Origin of the sequence: Clostridium thailandense, from assembly GCF_019207025.1 — a bacterium.
Taxonomy (GTDB): domain Bacteria; phylum Bacillota; class Clostridia; order Clostridiales; family Clostridiaceae; genus Clostridium_AM; species Clostridium_AM thailandense.
In genome coordinates, this window is the sequence record NZ_JAEEGC010000091.1 from 1 (window position 1) to 14,241 (window position 14,241).

Genomic DNA, 14,241 nt, shown 5'->3' on the forward strand with positions numbered 1-14,241 from the left:
CAAAAAATAAAAATTACTATGGAAAAGAATTCCCATAGTAATTTCCAAATAAATTTAAACTTGTCTATTCTATTTTACACAAACCTATGCACGTTCTCTGAGTTTTCTTCCTTTTTCTTCTGAAAATATTTAATTTATGTTAACTGTTACCAATAAATATTTTTTATAAGTTAACTTTCGGCCGTATTTATCTATACTTAAACCCAGTATTAGATATGCCTAATATACTAATTGCATAAGTTATCAATACTCTGTAATAATATATGAGAATATAGTATATAGATTCCTTATCTATAAGAAATACTCAATTCAAATTCTTTTCTATATATAAGTTTTCCTTAATATCATTAATTATTTTCTCATATTCCTCATCACTTAATAGTGTTTTATCAGGATTCATTTCGAAAGTACCACTCCAGGAAAGACCATCCTCGTGTTTAGTAATTATAGAGTATGTGCAATTTTATTTAATTCTTCTGACATAGAGCTTATTTCTTCAATACTTGCTGTAATTTCTTGTGTAGCAGAAGCTTGTTCTTCACTAGAATTTAATGAACTTTGACTTTTCTCACGAGTTTCAGTTACCTTTGTTTTGATGTCATCTGTCAATTTTTTTATCTCAGGAACTGTACTCCTTGATTGTTCGGATAGTTTTCTAATTTGCTGTGCGACAACACTGAAACCTTTTCCTGATTCACCAGCTCTAGCAGCTTCGATTGCTGCATTTAGTCCAAGCATATTTGTTTCGTTAGCAATTTTTTGAATAAAAGTTGATATTTCATTTATTTTTTCAGATATGCTTATTATTTCGTTAATTTCTTTATTAAGTTCTTGTTCATTTGTATGTATGCTAGATGCTGATGCTGATAACTGTTCAATGGCAGAAGCTATTCCGGAAAGGCCATTTTCAAGATTATCTGACATTTCACGAAGGTTATTAGCAAGTAATTTTGGTATTACTACTCCTAACGTGCCAACAATTTCATCTGAATTATCTTCATCAAATAATGGATAACATGTTATTAAAATAGGAACCCCATATTTTGAGCTATCTAGTTCAGTTGTAAAAGGTTGTTTGGTTTTTATAACTTTGCTCGCAATATCATCTTCCTTTAAGTTATATCCTACTTGTGTAGTAGGCATATCAAATTTTTTAGAGGACTGAGCGAGAATTATTTTAGTTAAATCTGAGACATAAAGAAAAGCTCCTTCAGGAAACATTTCTACTAGAATAGGAGCGAAATTTTCAAATGATTTTGCTACAGGATGTAATCTAGGAAATACGATTGAAAATACTCCAACAGCTTGTCCTTCTTCATTAACCAAAGGTTGAGCAATAGTTTTCAATCTTATTCCATATAAAGAACGTGGAACATTCTGGACTATTGTTCTATTTTCACGTATGGCTCTACCTGCTATACTGTTAGCATTTAATTTCTCACCGACCTGAAATATGTTCAAATCAAAAGATTTTGATGCTCTTCTCCAAGTAAATGTGTCACCCTCAATAATTAAGTATAAAGCACCTTCTGGTATCATATCAACTTGCAGCTCTGCTAAAGATTTTAAATAATCTAATGCTCTTATGGAAAACATGATAGTAACCCCTTCCGTAGTAGTCTAATTAAACATAAGATATTAAGACATTTACTTTATTTATCGTATTTAAAGCTGCATTCTTAATATACTATACTAAAAGTAGAAGATTGCTATAAATATAGAGATATTAAGAATAAAAAAACAAAATCCACTTACATACTAAGGTACAGTGGATTTTGCTGTTTTATATTATTTTAAAGTTCTTTCATACTTAACATAGTCCATGTCAGTAGCCAATATGTGTCCAGATATCCATCTTACGAAAAACTCTAATATTTCCATTATGTATTCATCTTGATTAGTGTCAATTTTTTTTAAGTTTGCATTTTTGAGATCTTTAATAAACTCTTCATGTTGTACTTTGTGGCTAAGAAATTTTTTATAACCTATATCTAGTAAATACTTTTCTTCTGCAGAAAAGTGATATTTACAGTAATCTAGCAATTTGTCGAAAATTATAAGGACTTTGTCGTACTTGTCTATGATTAAATTGTTCTTTAAAAGATTGTAGGCCTCGTTTGCAATTTTAAATAATTCTTGGTGTTGTTCATCTATAATAGCTATTCCAGTTTCATATTCCTTTTTCCATTGAAACATATATATTTCCTCCTATTGAATTATATAAAATATTTCTTATAATATATAAGTATATCAAAACAGAAAAATAATTCAATAATAATTATTAAAAAATTATTTATATTAATAAGATAAAATTATTTTTATTATCTGAAATAAATAAAAAATAGCCGAAATTACTACGGCTATTAATGAAAATTATTCATGATTATCAGATAACAGTTTAGTTCTGCTGTTAATATTATTAAAATTATATTTTTTTTCCTTTAAATCTTAAAAAGTCTAAAAATTCAGTTTTACTCCTATTTATAATTAATTCTTCAGGCATATTTATCTGCTTTAACACTTCTACTGCAGCATCAAAATTACCTATACGTTGACAGAAATGAGCATCACTGTTTAAAATTATCTTTACACCATGTTCCTTACATAGACTGGCTATTTTTGAACATATTTTTGAACTTCCAATTCTTGAACTTACAAAAGAACTATTGTTTATTTCGATAAGTATATTTTTTTCCTTAGCTTTTTTAATTAATTCTTCTTCATGAATCGGAAATTTTGGATTTCCAGGATGACCTATAATGTGTACGTTAGGATTATCCATAGTTTTCAGAAATGCAGTGGTGTTTAAATCAGCATTTTCTGTTGCTTCCATCACTGGTTCATGGATACTTGCTATCATTATATCTATTCTCTCCTGTATATCCATAGGTAAATCTAAGTTTCCTTCATAATCTATAATATTAGCTTCACAACCATAAAGCATAGTAACACCAAAAAGCTCTCTTGGAAGAACTTTAAGATTTCCAAAATACCAGTGATGTGGGGCACCAGGCATAGAAGGACCATGATCAGTGGTACCTAAAAGCTGAAGACCTATTTCACTAGCATATTTTGCATTTTCTAATAAAGTTGTGTAAGCATGACCACTGACTATTGTATGGGTGTGCATATCAAGAATATATTTCATATATTATTACTCCTTTCAAACTTTCATTGCTTTATTATATTTTAAAATTTTAATCTATTGTATGCAAATTAGATAGCGGTGTAAAAATTGCAATGTTAAGGTTTCCAACTGTAATTATAATGATATAACAAATTAAAAACAAGTTTACATAGAAGATTTAGTGGATAGAATATGACATACAGTTGTCATATATTTTCTGCTATTATATAGGTAAATAACAAAAGGGAGTGTGTTTGTAATGGAAATAGTTTATTGTCAAAGTTGTGGTATGCCACTTGTAAATGAAAAAGAAATGGGAACAAATGTAGATGGAAGCAAAAACAATGAATATTGCATTTACTGTTTTGAAAATGGTGATTTTAAGGGGGATATGACTATGGAGCAAATGATAGAATTTTGTGTGCCACACATGGTAAATGCCCATCCAGGTACAAGTGAAGAAGAAGCTAGGAAAAGTATGCAGAGCTTTTTTCCTACACTAAAAAGATGGAAGAATAAATAATAATTATGAACTATATTTCTGCAAAAACGATAATTTCAGGTTATGCTAATGGAGATTCATGGTTCGGTATTAATTATAATATGAATATTTATAAGGGGTGCTGTCATGGATGTATTTACTGTGATTCTAGAAGTGAATGTTATGGAATAGAAAATTTTGATATGGTTAGGGCAAAGGAGAATTCTATAGAGCTTATTAGAAAAGAGTTGAAGAGCAAAAGAAGAAAGGGGATTGTTGGAACTGGGGCGATGAGTGATCCTTACAATCCTTTTGAAAAAGATTTGATGTTAACAAGAAATGCATTAGAGCAAATAAACATCTTTAATTTCGGAATATCAGTAGCCACTAAAAGTAATCTTATAACAAGGGATATTGATATCTTGAAAAAAATAAAAGAACATTCGCCAGTGCTTATTAAGATGACTATTACTACATTTAAGGATGAATTATGCAAAAAAATTGAGAGTAATGTTTGTACATCTTTTCAAAGATTTGAAGCCATAAAAAGACTTTCAGAAAATGGTATATTCACAGGAATCTTGCTCATGCCGATTTTGCCCTTCATCAATGATAATGAAGATAATATTATAAAAATAGTAAGAAAAGCAGCCGAATGCGGAGCAAAGTTTATTTTTGCTTATGGCATGGGAGTGACCTTAAGACAAAATCAGAGAGAGCATTTTTACGGCAAACTTACGAAGTTATTTCCAAACCAAAATTTAGTTCAGAAGTATAATACCGTATTTGGAAATGGCTATGAATGTTGTTCACCTAATGCTAAAAACCTTTGGAAAGTGTTTAAACTAGAATGTGAAAGGTTAGGGATACTTTACAGGATGAAGGATATAACAGCAGCTTATAAGTTTGGATATGGTAATAGACAGATGAGCTGGTTTTGAAAAGTTTTTTTCTGATAGTGGTATTATGTATAAGTTATAAAAAAGATATTGTCTCAAATTTAAGAAAGTTATAAAAAACTTCGAGACAATATCTTTTTTATTGACTTCTGATACAGTATCATTCTAATAGACTTTCATTTTAAATTAATTTTCTTTCATAGGTAAGATTATTTCATGCGAATCTCCTATTTTAGCTTTATCAAGAGCAGCTTTTGATAACTCTTTAAATTTTGTTGTAGATTGAGTAGCACCTGTAATTCCATCAATTTTTGACGCAGTTTGAGAATTTATAAGCTGTTGATCAAGTTTTGGAATAAATTCTTTTGGTTCAGTACCATTCTTTTCCTTCATGCTTTTCCCGTAATTAGAATCTTCTGTTTTTAGTTTCCCATTTTTGTCTATATCATTAAAATCAGTCTTTATAATTTTACCGTTCTGAATAACTATAGTAATTTGTGGCTTCCAACCACGTTTATCAGATTTATCATAAGTAGCTTTATAGGTTCCATCTTTATATGTGGCAGAATTTGAGTTTGTACTTTCTTTTGCAGTATTTGTAGTGCTTGTATTTTCTTTATTGCTAGATGTGCTGCAGCTAGTTAAAGCAAAAATAGATACTAAAGCAACAGCTATTAAAGTACTTAACTTTTTCATAATAGATCCCCCCAATTTTATAAGATAGTGTAAAGGTTTTTACACTATTTTTAAAGTTTTCTTTTTATGTTGCCAGATGACAATAAAGTAACATAAAAGGATTTAATCTCCTGTAGATAATTATAACTTATTTATTTTCACACAATCAATATCTTTTAAAAGTGATTTTTAAACTTTATTATATCAAAATAATATGACTATTTTATGTCATATTATTTTGATATAATAAAAATGGTGATAAACATGAAAGTTAACAGATTGATGGAGATAATAATTATTCTTTTAAATAAAAGAACTGTTACATCAAAAGATCTTGCAGAGAGATTTGAGGTATCTCAAAGAACTATTTATAGAGATATAGAAGAATTATCTAGTGCAGGTATACCCGTATACATGAGTAAAGGAAAAGGTGGAGGAATTTCTCTTTTAGAAAATTATACTTTAGATAAAGCCATCCTCTCTGATGATGAAAAAAATAACATAATTTTTGCTCTTGAAACTTTGGAAAGCACAAAACAACTTAAGATAAATAATACTTTAGAAAAGCTTAAGGGAATTTTCGGTAATAGCGGTTATGTGGATTGGGTAGATGTTGATTTTACATACTGGGGAGATAGTAAAGAAATTAATACAAGATTTGAGGAAATTAAATCAGCGATTTTGAAACAAAAAATTTTAAAATTTAAATATGTAAATGCTGAAAGTATCAAAAGTGACCGTACTGTAAAACCTTATAAAATTATTTTCAAAGGTCAAGCTTGGTATTTATGGGCTTTTTGCTGTGACAAAAAGCTTGCAAGATTATTTAAAATTACACGTATGAGAGAAGTAAAAAGTGTTAATGAAAGCTTCGAAAGAGGAGAACTAAGTAAGTTTTTTGAAAAGATTGAAGAACATAACAATATCAATATGGTTAAACTGAAGCTTAGGTTTAATGAAAATATGTTTTATAGAATTGTTGACTATTTTGATGAAGATGAAATTCTACAAGAGTCAGAGGGAACTTATTTAGTAACAACGGAATTTCCTTATAATGAATGGGTGTATTCTTACATATTATCTTATGGAAATGGCGTAGAGGTTATTGAACCAGGTTTCATTAGAAAAGCAGTAGGAGAAAGAATTCAAGGTATGCTAAAAAAATATAATTTATCTTAAATTTATAAATTATTTATTGTAATTGGAAAAACAATGTATTAATATTCTGTTATAATGTAATTAAGGATTGTCCAATAAAGACATAAATGTTTAAAATTAAATAAATTTTGTTTAAAAATGATGAAATGAGGATTAAATATGGCAGAGGTTTTATCGCAAAGCGAAATAGATGCTTTACTTGCAGCTATGGCGGCGGGTGAAGTGATTGGAGAAGAGAGTAATGACAATTCTGCTAATGAAGAAGATGTTCCTTCAACTGTATTAGAAAATAGTCCGAAATTTGATGATAAAGATATACATATACTAGAATATGTTCATAAAGAATATGCTAATGTCTTGACTTCTAGTATTCTTGGAAACTCAAATGGAAGGGTATCATTAGAATTTATACAAGAAATGCGCTACGAAGAATTTATGCATTCTATCCCATACCCTGCTGCTTTAGCTGCTTTTAAATTAAATCCTTTAGATGGATATTTATTATTTGAAACAAGTCCTAGTTTAATATTTCAAATTGAGAATATTCTCTCAGGTAAAACAGAAAGCAAAAAGAAAGATCTAGTGGAGTTTTCGGAAGCTGATAAAAATGCTTCAATGAAGATAGCTGCAAATCTCATAGAATATTTAGAAGAAGCGTGGAGTAGAGTTTTAAAGATTAAGCCTGAAGTTGAATATTTAGAATTTGATTTATCCAAGGTCAATTTATTCTCTAATACTGAGTCTGTTGTTTTAGCATCATTCTCAGTAAATATTGAAGAAGAGATTACTATATTTAATCTATGTATTCCTTATTCAAGTATAGAAAAATATTCAGGAAAACTAGAAGTAAAGAGTATAAAATCAAGTCCGAAACTAAGTAGTAATTTTGGAGATACAAACCTAAATGTAAAAGTGGTATTAGATAATATACAGTTAACTTTAAGGGAGCTTATGGATTTAGAAAAAGGAACAATTTTAAACACCCATAGAAAATATAAAAATAAAGCAATTATATTAGTTGAAGAAAAGCATTGTTTTAATGGCGAATTAGGTTTAATACGTAACCGTAAAGCAGTTAAAATAGTAGATTGTTTAGATAAGGATGTGTGAATATGAGTAATGGACTTTCTCAAGAAGAAATTAATGCCTTATTAGCAGGGGATAATAGTAGTGAAGAAGCAATAGAAAAACCAAAGAGAGGAAGAAAGAAAAAAGCTTCAAATAGTGATGATACTAAAAAAACAGATAAAAGTGAAATTGTTTTAACTGATATCGAAAAAGATTTATTAGGTGAAGTTGGTAACATATCGATGGGTTCAGCTGCGACAGCCTTATCTGATATGATAGGTAAAAAGGTAAATATAACAACTCCAGTTGTGTCTGTTACAACTTTGAAGAAAATGAGAGAGGGATTTGAAATACCTAATATTGCCCTAGAGATAAAGTATATCGCTGGGATTTCAGGGAAAAATGTTTTGCTTATGAAGGTTTCAGATGCGGCAATAGTTGCTAACTTAATGATGGGTGGTACTGGACAAGTTCAAGCTACAACATTATCTGAGATAGAAGAAAGTGCTGTTTCAGAGGCAATGAATTTAATGATAGGCTCGGCAGCTACATCAATGGCAACTATGTTTACAAGAAAAGTCGATATTTCTCCGCCACAGTCAAAAGTTTGGGATTCTGTAACAGCAGATATGTCAGAGGTTGAAGATGAGGAAGAGGTTATTGAGGTAGCGTTTAAGCTAAATATAGAGGATTTAATAGATAGCGTTATAATGCAGGTGATATCGGCAGAAACCGCACAAAAAATAATAGCTATAATGACGGGAACAGAAGTATCAGAGGAGTCTGCTAGTAATGAACAGTCTGCTAATGAGGTACAATCTGCTGGGGTTGTGATTGAAAGTAAGCAAGATGCTGTAGAAAAAATGAAAGAGCAAGCTATAAATAAAGATGAAGTTAAACTAGAGCAAGAGGAAAAGATAGAAAACAATTGTTCTTTAAATAATGATATATCTAGCCTAAAGATGGATAGGGTCGAATATAAACAATTCGGAGATTTTGAAAATCTATCGAAAAATACCAGTTCTATATTTGATATACCATTAAACATACAAGTTGTTTTAGGAAATGCTCAGCGTAGTATAAAAGAAATTATGAACTTTAGTAATGGAACTTTGCTTGAGTTAAATCAATTGGCAGATCAACCAGTAGAACTTCATGTTAACGGAAAAGTTATTGCTTATGGAGAAGTAGTATTAGTAAATGGCAATTTAGGTATAAACATAATAGATGTTAATAAAAATAATATTTAAAAATCTTTTATATGAAATAAGCTATTGCAAAGTATGAATCTGATTTCAATTTTGTAATAGCTTATTTTTGATTTGGGAAAATGATTTCATAACATTAAATAATGAATATTAACTGTATTAATTTTATTATTCAATGTTATACTAGCTGGTAAATGGCCTAAAAGATACCTATTAGTTTAATATTGACAAGGTTTAATTAGTATGGTAGATTTAATACATAAATTAATTTTATGCAATTAAATTTTGCTAAATTTAATTGCATAAATAAATGAGGAGGAATATATAATGTCAATTTATGATTATAAAGTTACTGGAATAGATGGAGAGGAAATACTTCTTGAAAAATATAAAGGAAAGGTATTAATAATAGCAAATACTGCAAGCAAATGTGGATTTACACCACAGTATACAGATCTAGAAAAGCTTTATGAAAAATACAAAGAAGAAGGTTTTGAGATATTAGGATTTCCTTGCAACCAGTTTGCAGAACAAGAACCTGGAAGTAATAAAGAGGTTAAAAATTTCTGTCAATTGAATTATGGAGTGTCTTTCCCTTTATTTGAAAAGATAGAGGTAAGAGGTGCTTCAGCACATCCACTATTTAAATATTTAAGTGAAAAGAGTCCTTTTAAAGGCTTAGATTTAAACCACCCAAGTGGAAAAATATTAAATAGCTTCTTGGAAGAAAAGTTTCCTGAATATCTAATAGGTAATTCTATAAAGTGGAATTTTACAAAATTCTTGATAGACAGAGAAGGAAATGTAGTTGAAAGATTTGAACCTACAACAGAACCTTTAGATATGATTTCTGAAATAGAAAAACTATTATAATCTAAAGATATTATATTAAGTACTTAAATTTGTAAACTAATTAATAATGATGTAAAATGTTATAGAAAATGTTTTGCATCATTAATTAATTATAAGGTTGTGATAAAAGATGAATTATGAATCACTAAAATTAGATAACCAATTATGCTTTGCATTATATGCTTGCGCTAAGGAAATAACTAGAATTTATAAACCAGCATTAGATAAGTTTGGTATAACTTATACTCAATATATCACTCTTCTAGTGCTTTGGGAGCAAGATAATATAACTGTGAAGGAACTCGGGAAAAAGCTTCATTTAGATTCGGGTACTCTTACACCTTTATTAAAAAAGCTTGAAAATATGGGAATATTACAAAGAATAAGAGATAAACAAGATGAAAGAAATGTTTATATAAAGTTAACTGAAAAAGGAGTTAACATGAAAGATGAAGCTTTGGAAATACCAACTAAAGTATTTTGCAGCACTGGTATTTCAGAGGAAGAAGCTATAGGATTAAGAGAAAAACTTAAGGTTCTATTGGATAATCTGAATAATAAAGCGTAGGGTTCCAAATTTTAAAGATGGAATCCTACGCTGATTTTTATAAATTTTATATTGAGAAAGATAAGAGTTCGGGGTGATAAAATTATTTTTTAAGAGTGTTATAAAATTTTGCAAAAGGAAGTAAGTTCTTAAGAACTTCAAGTTCAGTAGTATTGCTACATACTTTATTAATCAATTCATCAAAAAGTTTATTGTCTAGGTTTTTAATTATTGTATCCAAAGAGTTGTCATTTAAATTTTCTAAAAATCTCCTTAAAACAAGCGAGTTATTGTAATTTTTAAATAAAGGTTTTACAAGACTTTCATATTTCTCTAAATTGCATAAGTCATAGGCAGAATATATACCTGTTAATATTGATGCAAATTGTCCAAAGCCAAGTCCAGGAGAAATTGTTCCAAAGCAATTTCCGATGAAATAAGTATTATCAATTATGGGTTTATCACATATACCCATAATATACTGTGTAATTTCAAATTTATCAGTAATTTTAAGATTTTCGCCTAAAGCAGTACATGCTATATCATAAAAATTATCCCATATAGTATCTATGTCTAATTTTATATTATTTGGATAATCTGGATATGCAATAACCAAATTAGCTTCTTTTTCAGAAAAAGGTATCAACCATGCATATCCCTTAGGAATTACGTCGTAGTTAAACCATACATGAGCAATACTTGTTTGAAATTCACCTTCAACAGTGGCGCCTCTAATTGTACAAGTTAGATCGCACCTATAGTTTCCTAATTTGACAGCATAAGCACCATCGCCAGTGGCTAGTATTACGTATTCAAATTCTTTACATAATTGCCCATATTCATAAGTTGAATTAAAATTTATTTTAGATTTTAATTGTCGTTCTAACTGACATTCATAAGAGTTTTCATGTCTGCCTCTAATATTTATATAACCTATCGGACCGTCAATGCTTCCTATTTCATTTTTGGAATGAACCACTAACTTTTTAATCATATCAGTGGCTTTTAAGCTTATCCCGTAAGATTCTTCTAAATACTTTAAGTCATTCTTTATGGGTCTGTTCAGTATGCTAAAGGTGGCTTCACCATTTACAAATCTATCGCCTACACAATTTCTTTTTTCAAAAATAGTTGGTATTATATTGTTTTTCTCTAATGTTATAGCGCAAGATAGTCCGGATAACCCAGCTCCCATAATAGCAACCTTCATGTTACACACCTCCGATTTTATATAGTTTTTCTATTTAAACCAATATGTATACGAAGATTTATTAATATGAATAGTAATTTCAATTATGTAAATTATATAAAATGGATAAATTATCATACAGAATGGGGAATAGATATGAAAATAGGACTTGTAAGACATTTTAAAGTGGATTTAAAGAAAGACTTTTTTATGACATCAGAAAAGTATAATCAGTATATGATTGAATATGAAAAAAGGGACATTATACCTAATGAACTAGTTATAGACAAAGAATGGGATAAATGCTACTGCAGTAGTATGCAGCGAGCTATTACTACTGCAAAAACTATATATCATGGTGACATAATAGTAACCAATAGATTGGTGGAGATATCTTTTGCAGCAATGATAAGCAGCAAAATCCCATTGCCATACCATTTTTGGACTTTAATAAATAGAATAGCATGGTTTAGAGATCATGTCTCACAGCCAGAGGGAAGAACAAAAACTTTAAAGAGAATTAATGAAATTATAGATGAAATATTAGAACAACAAGATAAAAATATTCTTATTGTAAGCCATGCAGGTGCACTATATGAGATAAGAAAGATACTTAAAAGAAAAGGATTTACAGGACACAGATTTATAAAGGCTAGAAATGGGAAGTTGTATGTGATGGAGAATAGCTAAGTTGCTATTTTTATATGTTTAAAAAGAAACAGATTATATAGATACCTGCGCATAAATCAACTCTAGGCGATGGATACCTATATAGAGAAATGCACCAGAAAGTTGACTTATACAAAGGAATGTGTTTTCATCTTTGGAAACACATTCCGGAGTGTAAGTCTACTTTCGGCCATGTTTATCTATAATCTTCTTCTTATACTTATCCAGCCCATCTACAAAGAACTAATCCTTTATACTTATTAAGGTAATCTTCATCACTCATGATCATAGTGAGCTGAGTTTTGGTTATTTTAAATCCATGTGTAGAAAGCAAATGCATACAAATATCATAATTGTAAGTATTGCAATCAATATATATGTTTGAATAATTTATTTCTTTTGCATAGCTATTACATCTATCAAGAATAGAGTCAATAGCTTTTTTATAGTCAACATCCTCACTCAGACAGACAAGCCTTATCTCAAGACAATCAGTAGAGAGTTCTCTTATATGCTTTGTATGACATAGTGCAGCCCCTTTGAATTCACCATTATGTTCTAGTGCAAAGGCAATTCCAAAGTCTTCATATTTGATTAAATGGAGTTGAGAGGATAAATCTAACCCTTGAGATATTTTATCAGAAAGGATTTTTATATTTTCTTTTAAATTCAAATAATTTGATTGATCAGAAATATCAACAATTGTTACTTCATACTCTGGGGATTTGGAAGGCGAATTAAAAGCATATATATCTTTCTGTAAACATAATGAGAGCTTTAAAGGCTTAAAACCCATATTCATATAAAGCCCTACATTATATTTTGATTCTGGCATTGTGTATAGTCCGATATTAGATAATTTCATATCTTCCTTTAAAAATTTTATTGTATAATTAAGTAATTCTTTTCCAATGCCTTTGCCTTGATACTCAGGATCAACGCCAAAGCCACCGAACCAAGCAAAATTACCCCAAATGTGCATAAAGTTGTATCCTACAATTTTATTATTAAGCTCATATACTATGCCAGTATTAGGGCATTTATCTATATATCCTCTAATTCCTTCAACTCTTCTTGGAATATCAAATTTAAAACATTGTTTATCTATCTGCTGAATTTCAGGTATGTGATCATAAGTCATTTTTTTTATCATACATCTTTTAGCAGGCTTGTAGAAATCTAAATAACATTTAAAGCCTACTAATACCTCCTTTCAGTATCATCTACTTTAATCTTTGTTAACTATGTAAATACCGATGCACACCAAAATAAGAGCTACAGCGTTTTTCCATTCTAAAATAGTCTCTCCTAAAAATATTGAAGATAGAATGGCACCGGACACCGGAATTATAAAATTGAATATAGAGATTTCTCCGACTTTGTTATACTTTAAGAGGATTGTCCAAATAGTGAAAGCAATGGCGGAAAGCAGTGATAAATACAATAATATAAGTGTGGAGCTAACTGTGAAGTTAGTGACATAGCCTTTATTAATAATACCTAGAAGAAGTAGTATAATTCCACCGATTAAAAGTTGATAGCCAGTAGTTAGCATAACATCTATATGACCAGAAAGTTTTTTTCCATAAATTGCAGAGGCTGAAAAAGCAAGAGCTGCAATAATTATGAAACCTTCTCCAGTAATTTTAAAGCTGAAGTCTAGTATGTTAGAGTTAAAGTTAACAAGTATCACACCTACAAATCCTAGTATACATCCTAAAGCTTTTTTGAAGGTGATTTTATCATTTGCATATAAAAAGTGGGCTATAATAACACTGAAGAAAGTAGTAGTAGAATTCATTATAGAACCTTTTACACCTGTTGTATTAGATAGACCTATATAGAAAAATATATATTGTAATGTAGTTTGAGTTACACCTAAAATTACAAGTTGCTTTATATTTTTCTTAGATAAAGAGAATATGTTTTTAGAAAAAAACATGGAAATTGCAAGTACCATCAAACCAGCGATTATAAACCTATAGCCTGCAAAAGATAATTTGGAAAATAGATCATCAGTGTTAATTTTAAAGAGTGCATAGCCACTTTTAACTCCAGGATAAGCACTGCCCCACAAAATACAGCAAAAAGATGCTAGAATAATAACTATTTTTTTGTTTGTAAAAAAAACCTTGTTGTCCACTTCTTTTATTCCTTCCGTTGATAAATATAATATAGACACCCACGGCCGACATTTAACTTATACTCCGGGATATGTTTCCAAACTTCAGCACTATAAAAATTTTAAATTATTCTAAAGCTCAGTATTTAAGCAGAGAGCTAAAATCTTTGATTTTATGCGAATCGCTTACTCATCTGACGAAAGGAAGAGGAGTTTCCTTTATAGTCTAAGAAACTTTTATAAACT

15 protein-coding genes are annotated in these 14,241 nt (G+C 29.5%); 8 read left to right on the top strand and 7 right to left on the bottom strand.

What is annotated here, in order from left to right; genetic code table 11:
- Positions 1 to 444: 444 nt before the first annotated feature.
- The 3 genes from I6U48_RS17015 to I6U48_RS17025 all read right to left on the bottom strand — a co-directional run bounded on the left by I6U48_RS17015 (position 445) and on the right by I6U48_RS17025 (position 3,148).
- On the bottom strand, positions 445 to 1,596 hold the full coding sequence (locus I6U48_RS17015; RefSeq protein WP_218321665.1) for a methyl-accepting chemotaxis protein: 1,152 nt from the start codon (positions 1,594 to 1,596) through the stop codon (positions 445 to 447).
- 192 nt (positions 1,597 to 1,788) lie between these two features.
- Positions 1,789 to 2,196, bottom strand: a complete 408-nt coding sequence (locus I6U48_RS17020; protein ID WP_218321666.1) for a bacteriohemerythrin — start codon at positions 2,194 to 2,196, stop codon at positions 1,789 to 1,791.
- A gap of 229 nt (positions 2,197 to 2,425) precedes the next feature.
- On the bottom strand, positions 2,426 to 3,148 hold the full coding sequence (locus I6U48_RS17025; RefSeq protein WP_218321667.1) for a phosphatase: 723 nt from the start codon (positions 3,146 to 3,148) through the stop codon (positions 2,426 to 2,428).
- Between the two features lie 238 nt (positions 3,149 to 3,386).
- Here I6U48_RS17025 and I6U48_RS17030 point away from each other — a divergent pair, with 238 nt between their 5' ends.
- Together I6U48_RS17030 and I6U48_RS17035 are read left to right on the top strand one after the other, a co-directional pair.
- On the top strand, positions 3,387 to 3,650 hold the full coding sequence (locus I6U48_RS17030) for a zinc ribbon domain-containing protein (protein WP_218321668.1): 264 nt from the start codon (positions 3,387 to 3,389) through the stop codon (positions 3,648 to 3,650).
- A 5-nt stretch (positions 3,651 to 3,655) separates the two neighbouring features.
- Positions 3,656 to 4,549 (top strand): SPL family radical SAM protein, encoded by an 894-nt coding sequence (locus I6U48_RS17035; protein ID WP_218321669.1) that lies wholly within the window; start codon positions 3,656 to 3,658, stop codon positions 4,547 to 4,549.
- Between the two features lie 144 nt (positions 4,550 to 4,693).
- On the opposite strand, the gene I6U48_RS17040 is transcribed toward I6U48_RS17035, so the two are convergent.
- Positions 4,694 to 5,203 (bottom strand): FMN-binding protein, encoded by a 510-nt coding sequence (locus I6U48_RS17040; protein WP_218321670.1) that lies wholly within the window; start codon positions 5,201 to 5,203, stop codon positions 4,694 to 4,696.
- Positions 5,204 to 5,446: 243 nt separating this feature from the next.
- On the opposite strand from I6U48_RS17040, the gene I6U48_RS17045 reads away from it, so the two are divergent.
- The 5 genes from I6U48_RS17045 to I6U48_RS17065 all read left to right on the top strand — a co-directional run bounded on the left by I6U48_RS17045 (position 5,447) and on the right by I6U48_RS17065 (position 10,036).
- Positions 5,447 to 6,361, top strand: coding sequence for a helix-turn-helix transcriptional regulator (locus I6U48_RS17045; protein ID WP_218321671.1), 915 nt, complete (start codon positions 5,447 to 5,449; stop codon positions 6,359 to 6,361).
- 138 nt (positions 6,362 to 6,499) lie between these two features.
- On the top strand, positions 6,500 to 7,450 hold the full coding sequence (locus I6U48_RS17050) for a flagellar motor switch protein FliM (RefSeq protein ID WP_218321672.1): 951 nt from the start codon (positions 6,500 to 6,502) through the stop codon (positions 7,448 to 7,450).
- Between the two features lie 2 nt (positions 7,451 to 7,452).
- Positions 7,453 to 8,658, top strand: a complete 1,206-nt coding sequence (gene fliY, locus I6U48_RS17055; protein WP_218321673.1) for a flagellar motor switch phosphatase FliY — start codon at positions 7,453 to 7,455, stop codon at positions 8,656 to 8,658.
- Between the two features lie 285 nt (positions 8,659 to 8,943).
- Positions 8,944 to 9,489: a glutathione peroxidase gene (locus tag I6U48_RS17060; protein ID WP_218321674.1), complete on the top strand. Its 546-nt coding sequence runs from the start codon at positions 8,944 to 8,946 to the stop codon at positions 9,487 to 9,489.
- A gap of 109 nt (positions 9,490 to 9,598) precedes the next feature.
- Positions 9,599 to 10,036, top strand: coding sequence for a MarR family winged helix-turn-helix transcriptional regulator (locus I6U48_RS17065; protein WP_218321675.1), 438 nt, complete (start codon positions 9,599 to 9,601; stop codon positions 10,034 to 10,036).
- Positions 10,037 to 10,118: 82 nt separating this feature from the next.
- Here the strand turns inward: I6U48_RS17065 and I6U48_RS17070 are convergent, their stop codons facing one another.
- Entirely contained in the window at positions 10,119 to 11,225 is a 1,107-nt protein-coding gene (locus I6U48_RS17070; protein ID WP_218321676.1) for an NAD(P)-binding protein, read from the bottom strand.
- A gap of 66 nt (positions 11,226 to 11,291) precedes the next feature.
- Between I6U48_RS17070 and I6U48_RS17075 the strand changes: the two genes are divergently transcribed.
- Positions 11,292 to 11,894: a histidine phosphatase family protein gene (locus I6U48_RS17075; protein WP_218321677.1), complete on the top strand. Its 603-nt coding sequence runs from the start codon at positions 11,292 to 11,294 to the stop codon at positions 11,892 to 11,894.
- 199 nt (positions 11,895 to 12,093) lie between these two features.
- Here I6U48_RS17075 and I6U48_RS17080 read toward each other — a convergent pair whose 3' ends face one another.
- Positions 12,094 to 13,026, bottom strand: coding sequence for a GNAT family N-acetyltransferase (locus I6U48_RS17080; RefSeq protein WP_218321678.1), 933 nt, complete (start codon positions 13,024 to 13,026; stop codon positions 12,094 to 12,096).
- Between the two features lie 75 nt (positions 13,027 to 13,101).
- Positions 13,102 to 14,016 carry a DMT family transporter gene (locus I6U48_RS17085; protein WP_218321679.1) on the bottom strand — a complete coding sequence of 305 codons (915 nt, stop codon included), beginning with the start codon at positions 14,014 to 14,016 and terminating at the stop codon, positions 13,102 to 13,104.
- Between the last annotated feature and the right edge of the window lie 225 nt (positions 14,017 to 14,241).